Annotated in this window: 22 protein-coding genes; 8 read left to right on the forward strand and 14 right to left on the reverse strand. The window is 65.2% G+C overall.

Annotated elements, in window-relative coordinates:
* Positions 1 to 59 precede the first annotated feature (59 nt).
* From ilvD to pncA, 12 genes are all read right to left on the reverse strand, one after another.
* On the reverse strand, positions 60 to 1,910 hold the full coding sequence (ilvD, locus tag GGD66_RS04175; protein WP_179736735.1) for a dihydroxy-acid dehydratase: 1,851 nt from the start codon (positions 1,908 to 1,910) through the stop codon (positions 60 to 62).
* A gap of 198 nt (positions 1,911 to 2,108) precedes the next feature.
* Positions 2,109 to 2,969, reverse strand: coding sequence for an ABC transporter permease (locus tag GGD66_RS04180; protein WP_092258094.1), 861 nt, complete (start codon positions 2,967 to 2,969; stop codon positions 2,109 to 2,111).
* Positions 2,966 to 3,895 carry an ABC transporter permease gene (locus tag GGD66_RS04185; RefSeq protein ID WP_177237173.1) on the reverse strand — a complete coding sequence of 310 codons (930 nt, stop codon included), beginning with the start codon at positions 3,893 to 3,895 and terminating at the stop codon, positions 2,966 to 2,968. Before GGD66_RS04185 ends, GGD66_RS04180 begins: the two co-directional genes overlap by 4 nt.
* The gene (locus GGD66_RS04190; protein ID WP_018318022.1) at positions 3,895 to 4,881 is read right to left on the reverse strand and encodes an ABC transporter ATP-binding protein; all 987 of its coding nucleotides are present in this window, start codon (positions 4,879 to 4,881) and stop codon (positions 3,895 to 3,897) included. Before GGD66_RS04190 ends, GGD66_RS04185 begins: the two co-directional genes overlap by 1 nt.
* Positions 4,878 to 5,861, reverse strand: coding sequence for an ABC transporter ATP-binding protein (locus GGD66_RS04195; protein WP_183256946.1), 984 nt, complete (start codon positions 5,859 to 5,861; stop codon positions 4,878 to 4,880). Before GGD66_RS04195 ends, GGD66_RS04190 begins: the two co-directional genes overlap by 4 nt.
* A 1-nt stretch (position 5,862) precedes the next feature.
* Positions 5,863 to 7,500 (reverse strand): ABC transporter substrate-binding protein, encoded by a 1,638-nt coding sequence (locus GGD66_RS04200; RefSeq protein WP_018318020.1) that lies wholly within the window; start codon positions 7,498 to 7,500, stop codon positions 5,863 to 5,865.
* Positions 7,501 to 7,523: 23 nt separating this feature from the next.
* Positions 7,524 to 8,339, reverse strand: coding sequence for a sugar phosphate isomerase/epimerase (locus GGD66_RS04205; protein WP_183256947.1), 816 nt, complete (start codon positions 8,337 to 8,339; stop codon positions 7,524 to 7,526).
* A gap of 450 nt (positions 8,340 to 8,789) precedes the next feature.
* Positions 8,790 to 9,995, reverse strand: coding sequence for a DUF1236 domain-containing protein (locus tag GGD66_RS04210; RefSeq protein WP_246788761.1), 1,206 nt, complete (start codon positions 9,993 to 9,995; stop codon positions 8,790 to 8,792).
* Between the two features lie 133 nt (positions 9,996 to 10,128).
* The gene (locus GGD66_RS04215; RefSeq protein ID WP_244550681.1) at positions 10,129 to 10,509 is read right to left on the reverse strand and encodes a GrlR family regulatory protein; all 381 of its coding nucleotides are present in this window, start codon (positions 10,507 to 10,509) and stop codon (positions 10,129 to 10,131) included.
* A gap of 32 nt (positions 10,510 to 10,541) precedes the next feature.
* Positions 10,542 to 12,575: an NAD(+) synthase gene (locus GGD66_RS04220; protein ID WP_183256949.1), complete on the reverse strand. Its 2,034-nt coding sequence runs from the start codon at positions 12,573 to 12,575 to the stop codon at positions 10,542 to 10,544.
* A gap of 172 nt (positions 12,576 to 12,747) precedes the next feature.
* On the reverse strand, positions 12,748 to 13,863 hold the full coding sequence (locus GGD66_RS04225; RefSeq protein WP_183256950.1) for an alpha/beta fold hydrolase: 1,116 nt from the start codon (positions 13,861 to 13,863) through the stop codon (positions 12,748 to 12,750).
* A gap of 16 nt (positions 13,864 to 13,879) precedes the next feature.
* Positions 13,880 to 14,518 (reverse strand): bifunctional nicotinamidase/pyrazinamidase, encoded by a 639-nt coding sequence (gene pncA / locus GGD66_RS04230; protein WP_183256951.1) that lies wholly within the window; start codon positions 14,516 to 14,518, stop codon positions 13,880 to 13,882.
* A 247-nt stretch (positions 14,519 to 14,765) separates the two neighbouring features.
* Between pncA and glk the strand changes: the two genes are divergently transcribed.
* The 3 genes from glk to GGD66_RS04245 all read left to right on the forward strand — a co-directional run bounded on the left by glk (position 14,766) and on the right by GGD66_RS04245 (position 16,422).
* Complete coding sequence (glk, locus tag GGD66_RS04235) at positions 14,766 to 15,767, forward strand: glucokinase (RefSeq protein WP_183257147.1); 1,002 nt, start codon at positions 14,766 to 14,768, stop codon at positions 15,765 to 15,767.
* 152 nt (positions 15,768 to 15,919) lie between these two features.
* On the forward strand, positions 15,920 to 16,123 hold the full coding sequence (locus GGD66_RS04240) for a hypothetical protein (protein ID WP_018318012.1): 204 nt from the start codon (positions 15,920 to 15,922) through the stop codon (positions 16,121 to 16,123).
* Positions 16,124 to 16,266: 143 nt separating this feature from the next.
* Entirely contained in the window at positions 16,267 to 16,422 is a 156-nt protein-coding gene (locus tag GGD66_RS04245) for a hypothetical protein (protein WP_018318011.1), read from the forward strand.
* 111 nt (positions 16,423 to 16,533) lie between these two features.
* Here the strand turns inward: GGD66_RS04245 and GGD66_RS04250 are convergent, their stop codons facing one another.
* Both GGD66_RS04250 and GGD66_RS04255 read right to left on the reverse strand, forming a co-directional pair.
* Positions 16,534 to 16,911 (reverse strand): response regulator, encoded by a 378-nt coding sequence (locus GGD66_RS04250; RefSeq protein WP_179736711.1) that lies wholly within the window; start codon positions 16,909 to 16,911, stop codon positions 16,534 to 16,536.
* Between the two features lie 111 nt (positions 16,912 to 17,022).
* Complete coding sequence (locus tag GGD66_RS04255) at positions 17,023 to 17,820, reverse strand: Spy/CpxP family protein refolding chaperone (protein WP_183234301.1); 798 nt, start codon at positions 17,818 to 17,820, stop codon at positions 17,023 to 17,025.
* Positions 17,821 to 18,288: 468 nt separating this feature from the next.
* Between GGD66_RS04255 and GGD66_RS04260 the strand changes: the two genes are divergently transcribed.
* The 5 genes from GGD66_RS04260 to GGD66_RS04280 all read left to right on the forward strand — a co-directional run bounded on the left by GGD66_RS04260 (position 18,289) and on the right by GGD66_RS04280 (position 23,757).
* A complete protein-coding gene (locus GGD66_RS04260) occupies positions 18,289 to 19,629 on the forward strand; it encodes an ABC transporter substrate-binding protein (RefSeq protein WP_018318008.1) in 1,341 nt (446 codons plus the stop codon).
* Positions 19,630 to 19,776: 147 nt separating this feature from the next.
* On the forward strand, positions 19,777 to 20,715 hold the full coding sequence (locus tag GGD66_RS04265) for a carbohydrate ABC transporter permease (RefSeq protein WP_018318007.1): 939 nt from the start codon (positions 19,777 to 19,779) through the stop codon (positions 20,713 to 20,715).
* Positions 20,715 to 21,626 (forward strand): carbohydrate ABC transporter permease, encoded by a 912-nt coding sequence (locus tag GGD66_RS04270; protein WP_018318006.1) that lies wholly within the window; start codon positions 20,715 to 20,717, stop codon positions 21,624 to 21,626. The genes GGD66_RS04265 and GGD66_RS04270 overlap by 1 nt, the downstream gene beginning before the upstream one ends.
* Before the next feature lie 6 nt (positions 21,627 to 21,632).
* The gene (locus GGD66_RS04275) at positions 21,633 to 22,733 is read left to right on the forward strand and encodes an ABC transporter ATP-binding protein (protein ID WP_018318005.1); all 1,101 of its coding nucleotides are present in this window, start codon (positions 21,633 to 21,635) and stop codon (positions 22,731 to 22,733) included.
* Between the two features lie 34 nt (positions 22,734 to 22,767).
* On the forward strand, positions 22,768 to 23,757 hold the full coding sequence (locus tag GGD66_RS04280) for a hydroxyacid dehydrogenase (protein WP_183230761.1): 990 nt from the start codon (positions 22,768 to 22,770) through the stop codon (positions 23,755 to 23,757).
* Positions 23,758 to 23,760 lie beyond the last annotated feature (3 nt).

The following is a 23,760-nucleotide window of genomic DNA, read 5'->3' on the forward strand; positions in this document are numbered from 1 at the left end:
TCGCGGGGGACCGCGAGCGCTTCGGAGGAATCGACTCCCGTCTGTGGCGGGTCGAGGCGTTATTTCGGACGACGCTTGACCTCGCGCACGGCACCGCGCGCGGCGCTGGTGGTGAGCGCGGCGTAGGCCTGCAGCGCGGTCGAGACGTTGCGCTTGCGCGCAGCCGGCTGCCAGGCGGCATCACCCTTCGCCTCTTCCGCGGCGCGGCGCTTGGCGAGCTCCTCGTCGGAGACCTCCAGGCTGATGCTGCGGTTCGGGATGTCGATGGCGATGCGATCGCCGGTGCGCACCAGGCCGATGTTGCCGCCTTCGGCGGCTTCCGGCGACAGATGGCCGATCGACAGGCCCGAAGAGCCGCCGGAGAAGCGGCCGTCGGTGACGAGCGCGCAGGCTTTGCCGAGGCCCATCGATTTCAGGTAGCTCGTGGGATAGAGCATCTCCTGCATGCCGGGGCCCCCGCGCGGGCCTTCGTAGATGATGACCACGATCTCGCCGGCGACGACCTTGCCGCCAAGGATGCCTTCAACGGCCGCATCCTGGCTTTCGAACACGCGCGCGGGGCCTGAGAATTTCAGGATCGAGGCATCGACGCCGGCGGTCTTCACGATGCAGCCGTCCTGCGCGAGGTTGCCGTAGAGCACGGCGAGGCCGCCATCCTTGCTGAAGGCGTGCTCGAGATCACGCACCACGCCCTTCTCGCGATCGGCATCGAGCTCGTCGTAGCGGCGCTCCTGGCTGAAGGCGACCTGGGTCGGGATGCCGCCGGGCGAAGCGCGGAAGAAGGTGCGGACCGCCTCGCTCTTGGAGCGCTTGATGTCCCAGCGCTCCAACGCGTCGTTCATGGTCGGCGCATGCACGGTCGAGACTGAGGTGTCGATCAGGCCGGCGCGGTCGAGCTCGCCCAGAATGCCCATGATGCCGCCGGCACGATGCACGTCCTCGACATGCACGTCGGCAACCGACGGGGCGACCTTGCAGAGCACGGGCACACGGCGAGAAAGCCGGTCGATGTCCTTCATGGTGAACTCCACCTGCCCTTCATGGGCGGCGGCGAGCAGATGCAGCACGGTGTTGGTCGAGCCGCCCATGGCGATGTCGAGCGTCATCGCGTTCTCGAACGCCTTGAAGTTGGCGACGTTGCGCGGCAGCACGGATGCGTCGTCCTGCTCGTAATAGCGGCGCACGAGATCGACGATGGTGTGGCCGGCCTCGACGAACAGGCGCTTGCGGTCGGCATGGGTTGCCACCACCGTGCCGTTGCCGGGCAGCGCGAGGCCCAGCGCCTCGGTCAGGCAGTTCATCGAATTGGCGGTGAACATGCCCGAGCAGGAGCCGCAGGTCGGGCACGCCGAGCGCTCGATCACCTTGACGTCGTCGTCGCTGACCTTGGAATCGGCCGCGGCCACCATGGCGTCGATGAGGTCGACGGCCTTGGTCTTGCCCTGCAGCTTGACCTTGCCGGCCTCCATCGGCCCGCCCGAGACGAACACGACGGGGATGTTGAGCCGCAGCGCGGCCATCAGCATGCCGGGGGTGATCTTGTCGCAATTGGAGATGCAGACCAGGCCGTCGGCGCAGTGCGCGTTGGCCATGTACTCGACGCTGTCGGCGATCAGCTCGCGCGACGGCAGGCTGTAGAGCATGCCGTCATGGCCCATCGCGATGCCGTCGTCGACCGCGATGGTGTTGAACTCCTTGGCGACGCCGCCGGCCTGCTCGATCTCGCGCGCGACCAGCTGGCCGAGGTCCTTGAGATGGACGTGGCCGGGCACGAATTGAGTGAAGGAATTGACGACCGCGATGATCGGCTTGCCGAAGTCGGCGTCCTTCATGCCGGTCGCGCGCCAGAGGCCGCGGGCACCCGCCATGTTGCGGCCGTGGGTGGTGGTGCGGGAGCGATAGGCTGGCATGGCGGTTTCCGTCCTCGGTTTGGCCGGCCGGGCGGGAAAATCTGGTGCCGCCTCAGGCCTTTGTGGCCGGATAGCGCACGCGGGGAACGCGCGCAACGGGAACTTGGGGCGGACAGGGCTCCCCTGCTCCCGGCGCGGGCTCTGTTGGCGGGTAGCCCGGATGGAGCGCGCAGCGCAATCCGGGCTACGGGGTGGCCCCTATTGCAGGGTCGGATCGAGCCGGTCGCGCAGCCAGTCCCCGATCACCGAAACCGCCAGGGTGGTGACCACGATCGTGGTCGCGGGCGCCAGCATGATCCAGGGCGCCCGGGTCAGATATTCGCGGCCGTAACCGACCATGTTGCCGAGGCTGGTCATCGGCGGCTGCACGCCAAGGCCAAGGAAGGATAGGCCCGACTCCATCAGGATCACCTCGGGGAAGACCAGCGTGGTCGAGACGATCAGGGTCGAGGCGATGTTGGGCAGGATGTGCCGGAGGTAAATCCGGGGCGGCGTCGCGCCTAACTGGCGGACCGCGGCGGCGTAGCCTTGCGCATTGGCCGAGATGGCAAGGCCCCGCGCGATGCGGGCATAGCGCTCCCAGCCGAATAGTCCCATCAGGCCGATCAGCAGCGGCAGCGAATTGCCGAAGAAGGCGAGCACCGCGAGCGCCATGATCAGGAAGGGCATGCTGGCCTGGAAGTCGGTCAGCATCAACACGAGCTGCTCTACGGCTCCGCGGAAATGCGCGGCGAGGAAGCCGAGCGTGGTGCCGACCACCGCCGAGATGGCGGTTGCGCCGAAGGCAATCAGCAGCGAGATGCGGATGGAGACAAGCAGCCGCGACAGCACGTCCCGGCCGAGCTCATCGGTGCCGAGCCAATGCGCGGCATTGCCGGGCGCGGCCAAGCGGTTGCGCAAATCGAGCTGAGTATAGCCGTAGGGCGCGATCTTCTCGGCGAAGGCTGCAATGACCAGCATCGCGACAATCCAGGCGACCGCGAGCGCGACCGAGATTGGGATCGCCGGCAGGCGGATGCGACGGCGGACGGTGGTGTCCTTCAGCGTCGCGTCGGTCATGCGTGGGCTCCTTTGGCGCGCAACCGCGGATCAAGGAAGCCGTAGAGGAAGTCGACAATGAGGTTGGATGTGACCATGGTCATCGCCACAAGAAGCAGGATGCATTGCACGACGGCGAGGTCGCGATTGGCAACCGCAACAACGAGAAGCCGCCCTACTCCCGGCCAGGCAAATACACTCTCGACCACCACCGCGCCCGCGATCAGCGTGCCCACCATGAAGCCCAGAATGGTGACGGTCGGAATCGCCGCGTTCGGCAGCGCATGCGACGTCACCACCCTGCGCCACGGCACGCCCTTGGCCGACGCGGTGCGGATATAGGGCTGACCCAGCACCTCCAGCATCGCGCTGCGGGTGAAGCGTGCCAGCACCGCGGCACCGCCGAGGCTGAGCGTCGCGATAGGCAGGATCGCGTGGCGCCAACTGTCCTGCCCGCCCGAGGGCAGCCAGCCGAGCTGCACGGCGAAAACCAGTACCAGCAGCAGCGCCAGCACGAAGCTCGGCACGGTGAAGCCGGCCACCGCCGTCATCATCACGGCGCGGTCGATCGCGGAGCCCCGATGCAGCGCGGCGTAGATGCCGGCGGGAATGCCGAGCGCGACCTTGAAGGCGAAGGCCGGCAAGGTCAGCGCCAGCGTCGCCGGAATCCGCTCCAGCACCAGCTCGATCGCGGGTCGGCCGTCACGCATGGAGCGGCCGAGCTCGCCCTTGGCGATGGCACCGAAGTAATCGAGATACTGAAACCAGATGGGATCATCGAGGCCCCAGGCCTTGCGGAACGCCGCGAGCACCTCGGGCGGTGCTTCCGGTCCCAAAATCATCAGCGCGGGATCGCCGGAGAGACGCAGCACTACGAAGGCGAAGGTGACGACGAGCACGATCGTCAGCGCCGCACGTCCAATGCGAATGGCGAAGTAGTGTCCCATCACGCGGCGTCCCGAGTCTCGGCGCCGGTGACGAGATGGCAGGCGACCTGCCTGTTGCCGCCGACGGCCGCGAGTGCCGGCACCTCGCGCGCGCAGCGTGCGATCGCGCGCGGGCAGCGCGGATGGAAGGCGCAGCCTTGCGGTCGCGCGGCCGGGTTTGGCGGATCGCCCGCGAGCACGATGCGGCCGGCGCTGCGGCGGCCTGGCGCGGGCGAAGCCGAGACCAGCGCCTGGGTATAGGGATGCTCGGGCCGCGCGAACAGATCGTCGGCGCTGCCGATCTCGACGATGCGGCCGAGATACATCACGGCGACGACATTGCTGATCTGCCTGACGACGCGCAGATCGTGGCTGATGAACAGCAAGGTGAGCGAGAGCTGGGCCTGGAGATCGCAAAGCAGGTTCACCACCTGCGCCTGGATCGAGACGTCGAGCGCGCTGACCGGCTCGTCGCAGACCAGGAAATCGGGCTTCGTGGCGAGCGCCCGCGCCAGCACGATGCGCTGGCGCTGGCCGCCGGACAGTGCGCCCGGATAACGCGCGCCATGCGCCGGGGTGAGCTCGACGGCGCGCAGCAATTCGCGGACGCGCTCCTCGCGCGCGTCGGGCGTGCCGAGCCCGTGAATGTCGAGCGGCTCGCGGATTTGCGCGGCGACCGGCAAGCGCCGGTCCAGTGCGCCGAGCGGGTCCTGGAAGATCATTTGCATGCGGGCGCGTTGCGCACGCCATGCGGCCGTGCCCGGCGCAGCCATCGGCTTGCCGTCGAATCTCACCTCGCCGCTATCGGGCGGCTCCAGGCCGAGCACGATGCGTCCGGTAGTGGACTTGCCCGAGCCGGACTCGCCGACGAGGCCGAGCGTCTCGCCTTTGGGGATCGTCAGCGAGACGCCATCGACTGCATGGACGGCGGTGTTGCGGCCGAACATGCCGGAGCGCATCGAATAACTGCGGGAGATCGAGGACACCTCGACGAGCGGCGGGCTCATTCGGCGGCGATCCCGAGCAGCGCGCGGCGCGACGCCTCGGCGCGGATGCAGGCGACTGCGCGATCGTCCGCGATCGGCGCCAGGGTCGGCGCGGCACGGCTACACGGCTCGGACGCCAGCGTACAGCGCGGCGCGAAGGCGCAGCCATCAGGCATTTTCGCGGGATCGGGCACCGTTCCCGGGATGGCGGTGAGACGCCGCCGCGGGCCGTCGAGTGGCGGCAATGCGCCGATCAGGCCCTGGGCATAGGGATGCACGGGATCGGCGAATAGCTGATTGCTGGGGGCTTGCTCGACGATGCGGCCGGCATACATCACGGCGACACGGTCGCAATTCTCCGCGACGACGCCGAGATCGTGGCTGATCAGCACCATCGCCATGCCGAGCTCGCGGCGAACCGTCGAAAGCAGCTCCAGGATCTGGGCCTGAATGGTGGCATCGAGCGCGGTGGTCGGCTCATCCGCGATGAGGAGGTCCGGATTTCCGGCGAGCGCCATCGCGATCATGATGCGCTGGACCTGGCCGCCGGAGAATTCGTGCGGATAGGCCTCTAATCGCCGGCCCGCATCGGGAATGCCGACGAGATCGAGCAGCCGCCGCGCTTCCGCCTTCACGGCGTTGCCTTGGAGATCCCGATGCAGCGACAGCGCTTCGCAGAGCTGCCTGCGGATGGTCAAGACCGGGTTGAGGGCGCTCGCCGGATCCTGGAAGATCATGGCGACGCGCCCGCCCCTGACCTGGTCGAGCTCGGCGGCCGGCGCGCCCAGGATCTCCCGTCCGTCGAGCCGCACCGAGCCCGAGACCTTGGCATGCCGCGGCAGCAGCCCGAGCGCGGCAAGCCACGTCACCGACTTGCCCGATCCGGACTCGCCGACGAGGCCGAGAGCCTCGCCCTTGCCGAGAGCGAGATCGACACCGCGCAGGACCGGCACGCCGCTGAAGGCGACGCTCAGGCCTGCAATGCTGACCAGCGGCGTCACCTCAGGCCTCGAAATTGCCGGCGCGGAAATCCATCGCGAACGCCGGTGACGCCTTCCACTTGATCGACTTCGGTTTGGCCGTGAACGTCGCGTTCTGGTGCAGCACCGTGTAGGCGGGGTCTTCGCGCTCGGCGATCTCCAGCATGCGGCGAAACGCCTTCTTGCGGGCGGCACGGTCGGTCGAGGTTTCCAGGAACTCCGAGAGCTTGTTCAGCTCGACATTGGTCCATTCACCGATCTGCTGTTGCTGGCCGTTCGGACCGTGCTGGGCGACCAGCGAGGACACGGGATCGTTGAAGGCGGCCGAGTTCGACCAGTCGCGCACGGCACGGGCCGACCCGCGCTCCATGATCTGCGACCAGTTCTCCTTGGTCTCGATCTGGACGTTGAGGCCGACCGACTTCCACATCTCGACCAGCACCTGCGCGGTCGCGACCTGGTTGGTGTAGTAATTGTTGAGCAGGCGATACGGAATCGGATCGCCCTTGTAATTGGCCTGCTTGAGCAGATCCTGCGCGAGCTTCGGATCGTAGGCCGGCACGCTCCAGTCGGCGTTGAACATGTCGCCGTAGAATTCCCACTGCAGCCCCTTCGGCACACGGGTGCGGCCGGCCCACAGGCTGTCAACGATGGCCTGGCGGTCGATCGCGTGGGTGAAGGCGCGCCGCACCAAGGGATTGGCGAGCTGGGCGTGGTTCTTGTCGAACACGGTCAGGCGGTGGTTGAGGATGGTGCCGCCCTGCACTTCGAACGCGGCGTTCTTCTCGATGCCGGCGATCTGGTCCGGCGGGATATCGCAGGCGAACTGGTATTCGCCCGAGAGCAGTCCGTTGATGCGGCTCGCGACTTCGGGCACTTCGAGGAAGCGGATGCGCTTGAGCGGCGGACGGCCGCCCCAATATTCGTCATGCGCTTCGAGGGTCAGCGACACGTCGGGCTTGAGCTCGACGACCCTGTAGGGACCGGTCGTGACCGGCTTGCGCGCCCAGTCGAGATAGCTCGCGGATTCGTCCCAGGCGCGGCGGTTCATGATGTCGGAGCCGTAGCGCGACAGCCGGCCTTCGATCGTGACGTCGGGCGTCGCGTTGTAGAAGCGCACGGTGTATTTATCGACGGCGTCGACGCGCACGAGATCCGGCCAGATGCGGCGGGCAACGGCCGGCACGTCCGGCGGCAATTCCTTGCCCGGACGCGGCGTCGGGATCTTCTCGAAGGCCTGGATGGTCGAGCGGCTCTTGGCCTCGGTCTCGCCGAACATGCGCTCGCGGCTGAAGGTGAAGACGACGTCCTCTGCGGTCATCTCGTCGCCGTTGTGGAACTTGACGCCCTGACGCAGCTTCACTTCGACGGTCTGGTCGTCGATGCGGCGCCACTCGGTGGCAAGGCCGGGCACGGCCTCGAGGTTGCCGCGCCAGTTCTTGGAGATCAGGCCTTCCCAGATCGAGGAGAAGAACACGCGCTCGCCGACATTGGACTGCTCACGCAGCACGTCGAGCACGTTCGCATTCGTCACCTTCTGCACGGCGATCGTCACCGACGGACGGTTGTCGCCCTGCGCGATGGCAAAACGCGGCAGCAGCAGCGTGCTTGCGGCGGCGCCGCCGGTCTTCAGGATGGTGCGACGGGTGAATTTGCTCATGGCGGTAACCCCAGATGATGCGGTTATTCGGCAACACCGAGCGCAGCGAGATGGGCTGCGCCGGCGCGGACGTCGTCGTGGTTGCGGAGTTCGAGGATCAGCCGCGGATTGGAAGTCAGCCGTCCCAGCGCGCGGAACACGGCGACCCAGGGGATGTTGCCTTCGCCCGGCGCCCAGTGCCGGTCGGCAAAGCCGTCGGTGTCCTGCAGATGCACATGGGTCAGCATGTCGCCGGCGGTCTCGACGTAATAGTCGACCGGCGGCGCACCGGTGGAGATGTGGGCGTAGTTGGCATGCCCGGTGTCGAGCGAGACGCGGACCTTGGCACTTTCGAGCGCCCTGGCGAGACGGACGCGGTCGCGCGGATCCTTATCCTCGATGTTCTCGATGACAACCTCGCAGCCGATGGTCTCGGCGCGCGCGATCACCTCGGCGAGCGTCGCCTTGACGCGTTCGACCAGATTGCCGCGATTGTCAGGATAGAGATCGAGATTGTTGTGATCCCAGGTCGTGAACGGCGAATGGATCACCATCTGCGTCGCGCCGAGGAACTCGGCGGCACCGAGGCCCTGGAGCAGGCGCTTGGTCACGGCCTGGCGGATCATGGGATCGTGGCTGTCGATCTTGAAGCCCCAGAACGGGCCGTGGATGCCGAGCCGGCCGGTATGGCCCGCCAGCATCTGCTTGATCTCGCCGGCGGTGCTGCGCCAATCGCTGTCGAGGAGATCGGCGCGGAAGAAATCCTGGATTTCGAGATCGCGCTGCCGGTCGAGAAGCCAGTCGCGATGCGCGGGGATCGATTTGATGGACAATGCGGCGCCCAGCACCGGCTTCGACATGGCTTGCTCCTTCGCCGTCAGCGATGACGGGAGCAGCGCTAGACCAGTTCAATGACAGGCCCGTGAAATCGAGGCTCAGCGGCGCCGAGGAGGTGTGGACATTCTGCCGATCGCGTTGCTGCGGATCATGCAACTGCGATCAGACCACCGGTGCAGAACGGGCACATGGCAAGCGGTATCTATGCCCGTAGTGATCCGGAATGGAATCCTATCGCGATGTCACGTACATCGCGTGCATCGATCGGCGGCCACTTCCACGGGCATCACCCTCTGATCGCGCTACATGGGGTTGGGGGACCACATGAGGCGGGGGATTGAAGGCTGGGGCAAGGTGACGAGGTCCGGACTCCTAGGCACTCCGGACCTCGAAACTTTCAGATTGAACGCAGCAACGCGCCGTCCGGTTGGGGCAACCGGGCGGCGCGTTGTCGTTTCAGAATCGTCTTTCGATCAGCGTGTCTGCGGCTCGATCGTCACCGTGCAGTCGCCCTGCCCTTGCGTCGCCACCACGATATTGCCGGCGGCCGCCCCAAGGGCGACCGGTGCGGACGAGCTGCCATCCGGCATCTGAACCGTCACGCTCAGCGAATCCGTGCGCGCGGTCGAGCCGACAGTTGCCGGCTCTGCCTGGGCGACATTGCCCGACGCATCACGCCGCATGACCTGACAGTTCACGCTGTTGCTCGTCGCGCCTCCGGCGGCTGCCATGTTCGACGAGGCCGCGCCGCCCATCTGCGCGCGGGCTCGCGACGGATCGCGCGGCACCTGGCTGACGATGCGATGCGTCCGTGGCTCCACGATGACGACGTCGTCATCGGTCGCGAAATACTCGTAATCCCGATATTGGGGCTCGATCGTGACGATCTCGGGCGGCAGCCGGTAGAGACGCACGCGCGGCGGGATCGTCTCGCCGATCCGGATCGAGATGTTCAGGTTGCGCTCCGGCTGCGCCAACCGCGCACGGCTCACCGTTTCAGACATCCGCACCTGCTTCTCGGTGGTCACGCTGGTCTGCTGACCAACCTGTGTGTTGGTCTGGGTGGCCTGATTGGCTTGATTGGTCTGCGTGCCGGAAGGCGCGGTTTGCGCATTGTTGGTCGGAGCCGCGCGGTTCGTGTCCGTCGCGGTGGCCGGCCGGTTGTTCTGTTGCGCCGGCTGTTGCTCGGCCGCATTGCGCGGAGGCTGGTTCTGCTCCTTCTGGTTGGCCGCGGCTCCCGTCCGCTCGTTCTGCTGGCCGGCCGGGCCGGTCTTGGACTTCTCGGTCTCGGCCGTTGATTTCTGCGGCGCGGACTTGTCCTGCTTCGTCTCGGCGCTGCTCTTGCCGGTCTCGCGACCTTGTTTCGCCGTGTCGGCTTCGCGGTTGCGATCTCGCGATGGCTCACGGGACTCCTGTGACTGCTCCTTCGCATTTGGCTGGCCGCGTTCGGCGGCGGTGCCCGGTCGTCCCTTCTCTTCGTCTGCACGGCGGCCGCCGCCCTTCTCCTCGCGGCCGGCTCCCTGCATTTTCTCTTGTGCGCCCTGGGCGCGATCTTGAACCCGTTCTTGAGCTGCACCACCGCGCTGGGGCGCGGCGCCTTTCGCCGGTTCCTCGGTCCGTTTTGGCTCGTCTCTGCGCTCACCGGGCGCCTGGGCGTAGGCAATGCCGGACGCGAGCATGAGCCCGACGGCCGCAGTCGATAACATCAAGTGTTGACGCATGGTCCCTCTCCTCGACAATTCGCAACAACAGACGCGAACGTTCTGTGGGTGCGAAGGTTCCTGAGCAGGAACGAGGGCCGATCAAGCGGACTTACATCGCGTCCTTCAATGTGAGGCGGGCCGTGAATGTCACGGTGGTCTTGCCGACCAGCGCCATGCCTTCGACCTCGGCGCCGCCGGCCGAGTAGTCGCCCGAGAAGCCGCAGGTGACCTCCCTGCCTCCGAACGCAAGCGTCCTGCCGACCGCTTCGGTGTGCTGATTGACGATCATATCGCCCCGCCACTTGCCGTTCCGGAAGGTGTAGGTGCCGGTGTAGTAGAAATAGCTGTCGCCGCCCATGATGCGTCCGTCGCACAGCACGACGACGCCCCTCGCCTGCCCGCGCTTGCCGTCGCGCATCTCGATGTCGAAGATATAGAGGCCGTTGACGACCCTGGCCTCCTCCGCTTCCGCTCCATCCCCTGCCGACATCAGATCATCTCCCCAACGATCCGCCGTCCCGATCAGTTCGGCACGTTCCGCTCGAGATCCTCGAGCCATGCCGCCGCGCTCGAATCCGACGGCGCACGCCAGTCGCCGCGGGGCGACAACGAGCCGCCCGCCGAGACCTTCGGGCCGTTCGGCATCGCCGAGCGCTTGAATTGGCTGAAGGCGAAGAAGCGGCGCAGGAACACCTCGAGCCAGCGGCGGATGTCCTTGAGATCATAGGCCTTGCGCCGGTCCCGCGGGAACGCCGGCGGCCATTCGCCCTTGGCGGCATCGTTCCACGCGTGCTGCGCCATGAAGGCGATCTTGGACGGACGCATGCCGAACCGCAGCGTGTAGAACAGGTTGAAATCCTGCAGCTCGTAAGGGCCGACGGATGCTTCGGTGCTCTGCGGCTTCTCGCCGGGCTCGACCGGCACCAGCTCGGGCGAGATCTCGGCGACCAGGATCGAGCCAAGCGTCCGGTTGACGTCGTCGCTGAACTGCTTCGATGAGATCACCCAGCGGATCAGATGCTGGATCAGCGTCTTCGGCACGCCGGCATTGACGTTGTAATGTGCCATCTGGTCGCCGACGCCATAGGTGCACCAGCCGAGCGCGAGCTCGGAGAGATCGCCGGTTCCGATGACGATGCCGCCGTGATGGTTGGCGAGCCGGAACAGGTAATCCGTACGCAGGCCCGCTTGCACGTTCTCGAAGGTGACATCGTAGACCTTCTGGCCGTTGCCGAAGGGATGGCCGATATCCTTCAGCATCTGCGTCGCGGTGGTGCGGATATCGAGCTCCTGCCAACTCGTCTGCAACGCCTGCATCAGCGCCAATGCATGGGTCTTGCTTTCACTGCCGGTGGCAAAACCGGGCATGGTGTAGGCCAGGATGTTCTCACGCGGCAGACCGAGCAAGTCGACCGCCTTGGCGGCGACGATCAACGCATGCGTGGAATCAAGCCCGCCCGACACGCCGATCACGACGCGCTTGGTGCCGGTGGCGCGCATGCGCTGCACGAGGCCGGCGACCTGGATGTTGTAGGCCTCGTAGCAATCCTGCTCGAGCAGGCTTTCGTCGCTCGGCACGAACGGAAAGCGCTCGACGTTGCGCAGGAAGCCGATGTCGGCGGCCGGCGGCTTCAGCGCGAATGTCACCTTGCGGAAAAACGCCTCGCGCTGGCGGCGGTTGTCGTCGAACGTCCCCATCGAGGCACGTTCCTGCCTGAGCAGATCGAGATCGACGTCGGCCAGCGTGATCTGGCCGCCTTGGCGGAACCGCTCGCCCTCGGCCAGCAGCACGCCGTTCTCATAGATCGAGGTCTGGCCGTCCCAGGAAAGATCAGTGGTGGATTCCCCTGCCCCGGCAGCCGAATAGACGTACGCCGCGAGGCAGCGCGCCGACGTCGATTGGCACAACAACGCGCGCGAGCGCGCCCGGCCGATCGTGATCGGGCTCCCCGAGAGATTGATCAGCACGCTCGCGCCGGCAAGTGCGAGCTCCGAGGCCGGCGTCACCGGGATCCACATGTCCTCGCAGATCTCGACGCCGATTGTGAGGCCCGGAACGTCCTCGGCCGCAAACAAGAGGTCGACGCCGAACGGCGCATGCAGCCCGCCGAACGCGATCGTCTCCCCGGCGATGCCGGCGCCGGAGGCGAAATGCCGGCCTTCGTAGAATTCGCGGTAGGTCGGCAGGTAGGTCTTCGGCACCACGCCGAGGATGTTGCCGCGGTGAATGACGACGGCACAATTGTAGATGCGATGACCAAAGCGTAGCGGCGCTCCGACGATCAGGACCGTCATCAGTCCCGCGGAGGCCTCGAGGAGGCCTACGAGGCCGCGCTCGACCGCATCGAGCAGCGGATCCTGCTTGACGAGGTCTTCGATCGCATAGCCGGACAGGCACAGCTCGGGAAACACCGCGACCGCCACCGACTGCTCATGGCAGGCATTGGCCGCCGCCAGCACGGCCTTTGCGTTGGCCGAGGGATCGGCGACATGGGACGTGGTGACACAGGCCGCCACGCGCGCAAATCCGTGGGCGTAGATCGAGTGGAAAGTCATCGAGCGCAGTACCCTTAATCTCTTCGCTGCCGCAGCCGTCAGCTCCAGTCCCTATGTAGCCCATCAACCGGGTCCCGTGCAGGCCATCCGCCGTCATGCATAACGGATTTGCGCCGCGGTCTGCCCGGCGCCGTCTGCCAAGCGCCATGGTCTGCCCGGTACCTTGGCGAGCTCAGGCGCTGCGGGCCAGCACGCCGGACAGATCGTCGCGCAGCCAGGCGGCGATCCGTGGCCAGGCATGCGCGTGGGTGCGCGCGCCCATGAACAGGCCGAGGTGATTGCTCGGCTCGGAAGCCGCCGCAATGAAGGCCGGCGCCGTGCCGAGGAGACCCGCAGTGGCAAGCGCCTGCGCAGCCGGCACGACCTCGTCGTCGAGCCCGGCCAGCAGGAAGACCGGCGCCTTGACGTCCCTCGGATCGACCGTGCGACCAAGAGCGACGAAACTGCAGCTAGCGATCTGGTTCTCCCGGAAAATCCGGTTGACGATCTCCAGATAATATTTGCCCGGCAGATCGAGCGTCTCGGCGTTCCAGCGGTCGAACCGCGCGAGCAGCGCCGCGCCCTCCTCGTCCGACAGGTCTCTCTGCAACGCCGTTACGATATCATCGCGGTTCGGCGCCTTGGACCAGAAGCGCAGCATCTCCTCGCCGCGGACATTGCCGCCGCCGCGTACGACGAGCTGGTCGTAGACCATCTCGGGCGCGTTGCGGGTGAGCCGGCACAACGAGGACTCGATCGACAGATCCACGGGAGCGCCGACCAGCACCAGCCGCCGCACCTTGGCCGGAAAGCGCGACGCATAAAGCAGCGACAGCCAGCCGCCCTGGCACAAGCCGACCAGATCGACCGGCGCGCCGATCTCGTCGATGGCGACGTTGAGATCGCCGAGATAGCTGTCGATCGAGAGATAGCGCATGTCCGGCGTCGCCGACCGCCAATCGGTGAGATAGACCCGGTCGATGCCGCCGGTTTGCAGCGACTGCACGACACTGTGGCCGGGTGCGAAATCGGCGATCAGGGCCCGATGCAGCGCATAGGGCGCGCAGACCAGCGCCGGCTGGCCGGACCGCGTCTGCGAGCAATCGCGCAGGCGCATGGTCGCGAGCTCGAGCGCGACGGTGCTCGGCGTCGTCCAGGGCAGAGTGCTGTCGCCCTGCTCCGCGGGGCCGCGCTCCAGCCACCAGAAGCAGCTGTCCATCGCAAGGCGCGCCGCTGCAAACGGCCACAGCAGCGGGTCGTCTGGGGCAGGCCCCTGTGCGCCGCTCTGTTTGCCGGTCTGCTTCAACATGGCCATCTCACGATCGTCACAGGAACGCCTCGAGGCTCACGATGGAGATGCCGAGGTCGCGAAAACTCCGATGGGCCGCAGCGACCGAGCCGTCGAGATCGATGCCACGGCAGGCGTCCTCGATGACGGCGACCTCGAACCCTGCCTTGCGGGCATCCTCCGCCGAGAAGCGGACACAGAAATCGAGCGCGAGGCCGACGACGAACACGGTCTTCAGCTCGCGTTCGCGCAAATATCCAAGCAGGCCCGTCGGCGTCCGCTTGTCGTTCTCGAACAGCGCCGAATAAGAATCGATGCCTCGGCGAAAGCCCTTGCGCACCACGAGGCTCGCCCTGACGACGTCGAGATCGCGATGGAACTCCGCCCCGGAGGTACCCTGCACGCAGTGCGCCGGCCAGAGCACCTGAGTGCCGTAGTCGAGCTCGATGGTCTGGAACGGCTGCTTGCCCGCATGGTTCGGCGCGAACGAGACGTGGTCGCGCGGATGCCAGTCCTGGGTCAGTACCACATTGGCGAATTTTTGGGCGATTCGGTTGATGGCAGGGACGACCTTTTCGCCGCCGGGAACGGCAAGCGCCCCGCCGGTGCAGAAATCGTTCTGCACGTCGATCGCCAGCAGCACGTCGCGGTCGGAAATCTTCATCGCCGGTCTCATTCGATGTGCCCGGCGCGCCGGCACCGGACAAGTCCCCTGAGTGTCGGCCTTCCCGCGCAGCTTCGCAACCGCCCGCGCCGTGCGAATTGGTCGCCAGACGGCCGCCATGATGCAACGGTTTGGCCTCGTCCGTGTTGACTAGGCGCACCCAAGGGCGGATTCTCGCACTGTCCGTGACTGCGCGGACCGGGTCGAAGGACTGGAGGACAGGGTTGTCGTGCCGCAAGGCGGCGGCGGCCACGAAGTCATGAATATCGGCAAGACAGGACAGATACTTCTCGCCGATATCGGCGGCACCAATGCGCGCTTCGCGCTGATCCGGAGCGAATTGGGCCACGGCGACTTAGGCAGCGGCGACCAGACCGGACCGATCGATTATGTGAAGGTCGCCGACTTCCCGACCGTCCGGGAAGCCATCGCGGACGTGCTGACGCGCCGATCAGAGGGCGAGCAGCCGCAAAGAGCCGTGCTGGCCGTGGCGGGCCCCGTCACCAACAACCGCTGCATCATGACCAACAGTCCCTGGGTCATCGACGGCAACGAGTTGCAGCCGGCTCTTGGCTTCGACAGCGTCCATGTGCTCAACGATTTCGAGGTGGTGGCCTGGTCCCTGCCCGCCTTGCAGCCTGCGGATCTGATCCCGCTCGGCGGACAAAATGGCCTCGCCGGAGAGCCGTTGCTGGTGGTTGGCCCCGGAACCGGCTTTGGCGTCTCCTGTCTGGTCGAGCGCCATGGCGCGCGCCTCGCCGTCGTCACCGAAGCAGGACATGCGACCCTGCCGGCGGAGAACGAGCGCGAGGAACGTGTGATTGCGTGCTTGCGCCGCCGCCTTGGCCACGTCTCCATCGAACGCGGCGCGCTCTCGGGTTCCGGGCTGCAAAACCTCTACGAGGCCTTGGCTGAGGTTGACCGCGCCCAGGTGCCGCATCGCGATGCTGCCGCCATCACCAAGGCCGCGATGGAAGGCACCTGTCCCGTCAGCCGCGCAACGCTGGAGATGTTTTGCGCCATCCTTGGCTCGGTCGCCGGCAATCTTGCGGTGACGTTCGGTGCCCGCGGCGGTGTCTATGTCGCCGGCGGAATCGTGCCGCGTTTCCCCGAGTTCCTTCTCGCCTCTGCGTTCCGGGCGCGCTTCGAAGCCAAGGGGCGCTTCCAGGACTATCTGCGCAACATCCCGACCAAGCTCGTGGCGAAGCCAGACGCGAGCTTCGTCGGCCTGAAGATGTTCGCCGACTCAAATCCAAACTGAAGTTCGGTCGTCCTTCCTGGTCACGGTTCCATTAATGCACAGCTGATTGCCGCGCACGCGCGGTTCCATACATGAACGTGCTTGCCTGCGTGTTCCGGATGAGAAACAATCCTGCCGTGTGTTTGTGTGTGGCGTAGTTGCGGGGGCGTGACATGCGTAAGCAGGATTTTGGTTTCGACTACCACCGCTATCATCGCCTGCTGAGCGAGGCGGACGACGAAGACAAGCGGCTGGCGCTGATCGACCTTCTGATCGAGGAAAAGGCCCGAGACCGGCTGGCCGCCCAGCGCGCTTCCGACCGCGCGGCCATGACGGCCCACACCATTGCCAGGGTGCTGAAGAACGGCCGCAACTGAGACTTGCAATCCGGCCCGCAGCGCCGGAGAATTGCGGAATCCGATTGGGACTCCGTTAAGGATGTCCCCCAATCTGACGTCAAGCTTTTTGCCCTAGCGTTCCCTCACCTGATGCAATTCAGGGTCAACAAGGGGGCAATGACATGAGCATGATTTCGATCGCCGCGATGCCGGCCGTCGTCGAAACGCGTTTCGCCGATTCGTCCTTCAAGACCATCTTGCTGTTCTGCTGCACGGGCCTGGTCGCCTCGTTCGGCCTGATGGCGTACGGCATCGACCTCGGCGCCGGCCTGATCTGAGACCACGACAAATCCTGCAGCCAAATGGCCGCCCCTGCCGGGCGGCCATTTTCGTTGGGCTATCTCAGTGCGGCGTCTTCGCCGTCACGAGTGCGGCGCCTTCGCCTTCACTCAGTGCGGCGCTTTGGCCGGGGCTCCCGGAAACATGGAATCGATCATCGCCTTGAGCTGATCCATAGCGATCGGCTTGCGCAGGATCGGCCTGCGTCTGAGCAAGGACGGCAGCAATTCCGGACCGTACCCCGTGGCGAACATGAACGGCTTTCCGCGACGTTCGATCAGGTCGGCGACGGGATCGACGTAGACGCCCATCAGGTTGATGTCGAGGATGGCCATATCGTATTGCGCGGTCATGGCGAACGCGCTGGCGTCCCGGACATTGTCCGCTTCCGCAACGACGTGGTGGCCGAGTTCCGTCACCATGTCCGCGATCATCATCCGGATCAACGCCTCGTCTTCGACCAGGAAAACGGAGAGTCCGTCCGCCATATCAACCCCGCAGTCAGCTTGCGAAGATAATCATACCTCAACTTTGGAGAGGATTCACGAATTCGTGGCCGGCTCCGTTAATTCAGACGCGCCCGATCCGATTCAACTTGATCAATCCAATCCGCGCTCGTGGCTCAGCCGCACCATCTCCTGAATGAAGACCTGCTTCTGCTTGTCATCGAGGCTCGAAAAAAGCGGCTCGGCGGCGTCGGCGACATTGCGCTGGTCGGCGGCGCGGTCGATCAGGAACTGCGCCTCGTTTCGCATCTGCTCGATAATGTCGTCGGGCGGATCCCGCTTGGCGCGCGCAACCCGCAAGTTGAGCCGCTCTGCACCATTATGCCCAAGGTAGTGCATTGCGCTCGAGAAGCCGTACCAGTGCTTCTCCTGATCAGCCGTAAGATTCAGCTGAGTCTTGATCCGCTCGATATAGGAATCGCTGTTGGCGACGATCTGCTCGGCGGTCTGCTGCGGCGCGCCGGTCTGGGTGAGGACGGTGACATCCTTATTGTCCTTGCCCTGCGGTGCGTTCTTGGCCTCCTTGCTCGCCTTGGCGCCCTTGCCTGCTTTGGCGCCCTTTGCATCCTTGTCCTTGGCATCCTTGTCCTTGGCCGCGCCCTGCTGCTTGGCATCCTTGCCTGCATCCCTGGCGGCCGGGGCCTGATTGCCGTTGTTATTGCCGACGCCGAGCACGCCGGTGAAAACGCCGACCACGCCGCCGATTGCACCGCCGAGCACGCCACCGACGGGACCTGCCGCCTTGTTTCCGGCCGCCGCGCCGTCCTGAACGCCTTTGACCAGGCCTTGAGCTTGGGCCACTGCGGCCGCACCGAGCAGCAGCGTAAGCACGGCCCCCAGTGCGAACCATCGCCGCATGTGAAGCCGCGCAGACGGCGCCGGGTTGATCATTCTCGTCTCCATCGTCGATCTGACTGGCGTGTTGGGGCGGAGTCACCCGCCAGCTGCAACTCTATCGTTTCCGCCGCTTCGCGGTCCAGACGCGGCCGAATGCTGTCCACGCCCGAAAAGTCTTTCGCGCGAAGCGGTTATGCAGGCTTATTCGAAACTGCGGCGTAATTGCGCACGGATCGTTCCAGGCCGGCTCTCGCGACGTGTGCGTCGCAAAACAAGCGATCGCAGCTCACCACCGGCACGGCGCTGCCGCGTTCGAGGACGCAACGTTAGTTCTAGGCGCGAGCCGTTCGGCTTTCTCGACAGACGCGGTCAATCATGATCTGATCGCGCTACCAATTTGCTGCGGCCTGCGTGAATTGTTCACCTGGGCCGACGGCATCAATAAGAAAATCCAACAACAAGAACTCGGAAAAGAAGTCTTAGAGGAAACTCCAACAACAAACACCCAGGCGAGGAAACGAGATGTCACGCAAGACACTGACGCGACGTCAATTTGTGGCTGCCACTGCAATGTCCTCCGCGGCGCTGATCACAGCGCCCTATGTCCGGGGCGCTTACGCCGCCGGCAAACTCTCGATCGGTTTCTGGGACCATTGGGTGCCGGGCGCCAACAAGGCCTCGACCGACCTCGTCAACGAATGGGCCGCGAAGGAGAAGGTCGAAGTCTCCATCGACTACATCACCAGCAACAACAAGAAGATCGAGCTGACCGCTGCGGCCGAAGCCCAGGCGAAGTCTGGTCATGACATCCTGCAGATGCCGAGCTGGTGGCCGCAGGCCTATGCCGAGAATCTCGAGCCGCTCAACGACGTCATGGAGCCGCTTCTCAAGCAGAACGGTGAGGTGAACGGCACGGTCAAATATCTCGGGCAGTCGGGCGGCAAATGGCTCGCAGTGCCCGCGACACCCGGCAGCCAGATCAAGGGTCCCTGCTCCCGCATTGACCTGATGAAGAAGCATGCCGGCATCGACGTGCAGGAGATGTACCCGGTCGGCGGCCCGCCCAAGGTCGAGAACTGGACCATGGAGACCTTCCTGAAGGCAGCCGAGGCTTGCCACAAGGCCGGCGTTCCGTTCGGCATCGGTCTCGGCGAGACCACCGACAGCGTGGACACCGCCGGCGCGATCTTCCAGTCGTTCGGCGCCGAGCTCGTCAACGCCAAGGGCGACATTACGGTGAAGACCGATCAGGTACGCCAGGCCATGGAGTTCTACAAGAAGCTGATCGCCTTCCTGCCGCCGGATGCGCCGTCCTGGGACGACGCCTCCAACAACAAATGGCTGATCTCCGGCCGCGGCGCGATGATCCTCAATCCGCCGAGCGCCTGGGCCGTCGCCAAGCGCGATGCGCCGCAGGTTGCCGAGCAGTGCTGGACGCACGGATTCCCGTCCGGTCCGAAGGGCCGGTTTGCACCGTACCTGCCCTATTTCTGGGGTGTCTGGAGTTTTGGCAAGAACAAGGAGGCGGCCAAGAGCCTGCTCGTTCACATGTCCTCGCCATCGTCGATCGAGAAGTTCGTCGCGGTGAGCGGCGGCTACGACCTGCCGGCCTACGCCAACATGACCAAGCTCAAGACATGGGAAGAGGAAGGGCCGCCGAAGGGAACGCTCTTCCACTATCCCGATCCCTACAAGCATCAGACGCTGTCGATCGCGGCGTCCCCGGCACCGCCCAAGATCGCGCAGCAGATCTATTTCCAGGCGACGCTGACCAAGATGGCGCTGCGTTTTGCACGCGGCGAGACCATGGATCAGGCCCTCGCCTGGGCCGAGGGCGAGTGCGAAGGCTTCATGCGGAGCTAGGTGGGGTGTGCGGGGCGGTTCACGCCATCTGCGTGAGCCGCCTGCATCCCGTCATCGAATTCGCATGGCCGGGAAGCCGACCCCAATGGCCGGCTTCGCGGTTGGACAAAGAAGTAGATCCAATAGAGCTGATTCAAGGAAGCTGAGATGGCCGATGTCGTCGTCGAGCAAGGTCGCGCCGTCCGTGCAAGGGGCGCGCGGAAGGGATCAAGCCTGCGCAACGCGCTCGGACGGAAATCGACGGTGGCGTTCTTCCTGACGCTTCCGCTGATCCTTCTGATCGTCCTGCTCGTGCTCTACCCCGCCTTCTACTCGGTGTACCTCGCGACGCTGAACAAGGCGATGACGAAGTTCGTCGGCCTCAGCAACTTCACCTTCCTGTTCAAGCGCGAGACGTTCTGGATGGTGGTGCGGCAGTCCTGCATCTTCGCCATCACCGCGGTGGTCTTCAAGGCGCTGATCGGTTTCATCGTCGCGCATTTCGTCCACAACATTCCGGGCAAGAAGCAGCGGAAATGGCGCGGCATGTTGCTGGTGCCCTGGGTGATTCCGCCGGCGATGAGCACGCTGGCCTGGCTGTGGCTGTTCGATCCCTCCTACAGCGCCTTCAACTACACGCTGTCCTTCTTCGGCGTCGGTCCGATCCCCTGGCTCGGCGACACTTTCTGGGCGCGCTTCTCCGTCATCCTGGTCAACGTCTGGTACGGCGCGCCGTTCTTCCTGATCATGTACCTCGCCGCGCTGAAATCCGTGCCCGAACAGCTCTATGAGGCCGCGGCGATCGACGGCGCCAATTGGTGGCAGCGGATCTGGTACGTGACGCTGCCGATGATGCGCAACATCATCGCCATCACGACGCTGTTCTCGCTGATCGTGACCTTCGCCAATTTCGACATCGTGCGCATCCTGACGTCCGGGGGCCCGCTGGATACGACGCATCTGTTCGCCACCTGGGCATTCCAGGTCGGCATCCAGAGCAGCGATATTCCGCTCGGCGCCTGCGTCTCCCTGTTCATGGTGCCGATCCTCGCCGTCGCAGCGATCTTCATCCTGCGCGATGTCAACAAACGCGGGAATGAAGCCTGATGAGCACGCTTGCAATCGACAAGGCCGGCCCCTCCCGCAAGATCAAATACGGCAGCATGAGCCGCGACCGCACCTGGGCGCTGCGCTGGTCTTATTTCTTCCTGGTGCTGTTTGCGATCTTCTTCCTGACGCCGCCGATCTACATGCTGATCACCTCGCTCAAGAGCAGCGCGGAAATATCGGCGGCGACCAATCCCTGGTGGGTGTTCCATCCGACGCTGTCGAACTATGTCGAGCTCCTGAGCTCGAACCAGTTCCTGCGCTTCTTCTGGAATTCGTCGATCGTGTCGATCGTGGTCGTCATCATCACGATGCTGATCAGCATCCCTGCCGCCTTTGCGCTGGCCCGGATGAAGTTCTGGGGCTCTGCGACGCTGGCCACCGGCGTCTTCCTCACCTATTTGATCCCGGACAGTCTTCTGTTCATTCCCCTGTTCAAGGTGCTCGGAATGGTCCAGGACATCACCGGCATCACGCTGCTCAACAGATGGTACGTGCTGCTGTTCATCTATCCGACGCTGACGGTGCCGTTCTGCACCTGGATCATGATCGGCTATTTCGCCTCGATCCCGAAGGAGCTGGACGAGGCCGCGCTGATCGACGGCGCCTCCTGGCTGCAGACCCTGACGCGGATCTTCATCCCCGTCGCGCTGCCCGGCCTGATCGCCGCAACCATCTTCGCGTTCACCGTGTCCTGGGCGCAGTTCCTCTATCCCCTGGTGTTCACGACCTCGGTGGACCAACTGGTGCTGCCGGTCGGCATCACCACGACGCTGATCAAGGGCGACGTTTTCAACTGGGGACAGATCATGACCGGCGCGCTGCTCGGCGCGGCGCCGCCGCTGATCATCTACGCCTTCCTGATGGACTACTACATTGCCGGCCTGACCGCCGGTGCGACAAAGGGTTGATGTCTCATGGCTGACGTTGCTTTGCGGAAAGTGGTTAAGCGTTACGACGACGTCGAAGCCGTGCGCGGCATCGATCTGGATATCGCCGACCACGAGTTCATCGTGCTGGTCGGCCCCTCCGGCTGCGGCAAGTCGACGACGCTGCGGATGATCGCAGGCCTCGAGGACATCAGCGACGGCGACATCATGATCGGCGGCGACGTCGTCAACGACGTGCCGCCGAAAGACCGCGACATCGCGATGGTGTTCCAGAACTACGCACTCTATCCGCACATGACGGTCGCGGAGAACATGTCGTTCGGGCTGCGCCTGAAGCATTATCCCAAGGCCGAGATCAAGGCGCGGGTCACGGAAGCCGCCCGCCTCCTCGACATCACCGACCTGATCGACCGCAAGCCGAAACAGCTCTCGGGCGGCCAGCGCCAGCGCGTCGCGATGGGCCGGGCCATCGTGCGCAACCCGAAAGTCTTCCTGTTCGACGAGCCGCTGTCCAATCTCGACGCCAAGCTGCGCGTGCAGATGCGGATCGAGATCAAGAAGGTGCACCAGAAGGTCCGCACCACGACCGTGTACGTCACCCACGACCAGGTCGAGGCGATGACCTTGGCTGACCGTGTGGTGGTGATGAACAAGGGCAAGATCGAGCAGATCGGCACCCCGAACGAGCTCTACCACAAGCCGGCCACGCGCTTCGTCGCCGGCTTCATCGGGTCGCCCGCCATGAACTTCATCCCGTGCCGGCTCGAGGACGCCGGCGGCACGCTCCAGATCCGGCTCACCGACCGCATCGCGTTCGCGCTGCCGCCGGCCCGCGCGGCGCGCTACAACGCGCTGCCGCGCACCGACAAGCTGCTGCTCGGCCTGCGGCCCGAGCATCTCACCGAGTCGCATGCGCATCTGGGGCCGGGCGTCGAGACCTTCGAGACCGTGCTCGACGTCACCGAGCCGATGGGAATGGAGACCCTGGTCTATTTCGGGCTCGAGGGCACGCCGATCTGCGGCCGCGTCGATCCCAACGCCGGCGCCAAGGACGGGGCACCCATGCGTTTGGCGATGGACCTCAATAACATGCACCTGCTAAACGAGGCGACCGGCGTCGTGTTGTGACGCCGGCCCAAGAAACTCGCGCAGGCAGGGGACGATGGCGACCAACAAGAAGAAGATTTTCGTTACACAAACTTTGTCGCAAGGGGCACGCGCCCTCCTCACCCAGCGGGACGATATCGAGCTCGTCGAGTTTGCGAACCTGATCTCGGCCAGGGATTTCGAGGCCTTGCTGAAGAGCCATGCGCCGGTCCATGGCGTGGCGCTCGGCGCCACCGCCTTCGGCGAGACCGAGCTCGAGGCATCCAAAGACATGAAGGTCGTGACCCGCATCGGCGTCGGCTACGACGCCGTCGACGTGCCCGCCCTTTCCCGCCGCAAGGTGCCGCTGATGGTCGCGGGCAGCGCCAACTCGCCCTCGGTCGCCGAGCAGGCGCTGTTCATGATGCTGACGCTGGCCAAGCGCGCGAACGAGTTGCACGCCTGCGTCAAGGACGGCAAATGGGCCGACCGGCTCGGCATGCTGCCGTTCGATCTGTACGGCAAGACCGTGCTGATCATCGGCTTCGGCCGCATCGGCAGCCGTACCGCCAAGCGGTGCCTGGCGATGGAAATGACCGTGCAGGTCTACGATCCCTACAAGCCAGCCGCCGAGATCAAGGCCGCCGGCTGCGAGCCCGTCGCCGACCTCGACGCCGCGCTGCCTCACGCCGATTTCGTCACCATCCACTGCCCGAAGACGCCGGAAACCCTCGGTCTGTTCGATGCAGCGCGGATCGGCCGGATGAAGCCGAAATCCTATCTCATCAACACCGCGCGCGGCGGCATCGTGAAGGAAGCCGCGCTGTACGACGCCCTGGTCTCCGGCAAGCTCGCCGGCGCCGGCATCGACGTGTTCGAGGTGGAGCCGCCGCCGGTCAGCAACGCGCTGTTCGCGCTGCCCAACGTCATCATCGCCCCGCACGTCGCCGGCGTGACGGTGGAGGCGGTCAGCCGCATGAGCGAGCAGACCGCGCGCAACATCCTGAGTGTGCTGGACGGCGATCCCATCCGGCAGAACATCATCAATCAGGACGTGCTGGGCTGAACA

Source organism: Bradyrhizobium sp. CIR48 (assembly GCF_014198315.1).
Taxonomy (GTDB): domain Bacteria; phylum Pseudomonadota; class Alphaproteobacteria; order Rhizobiales; family Xanthobacteraceae; genus Bradyrhizobium.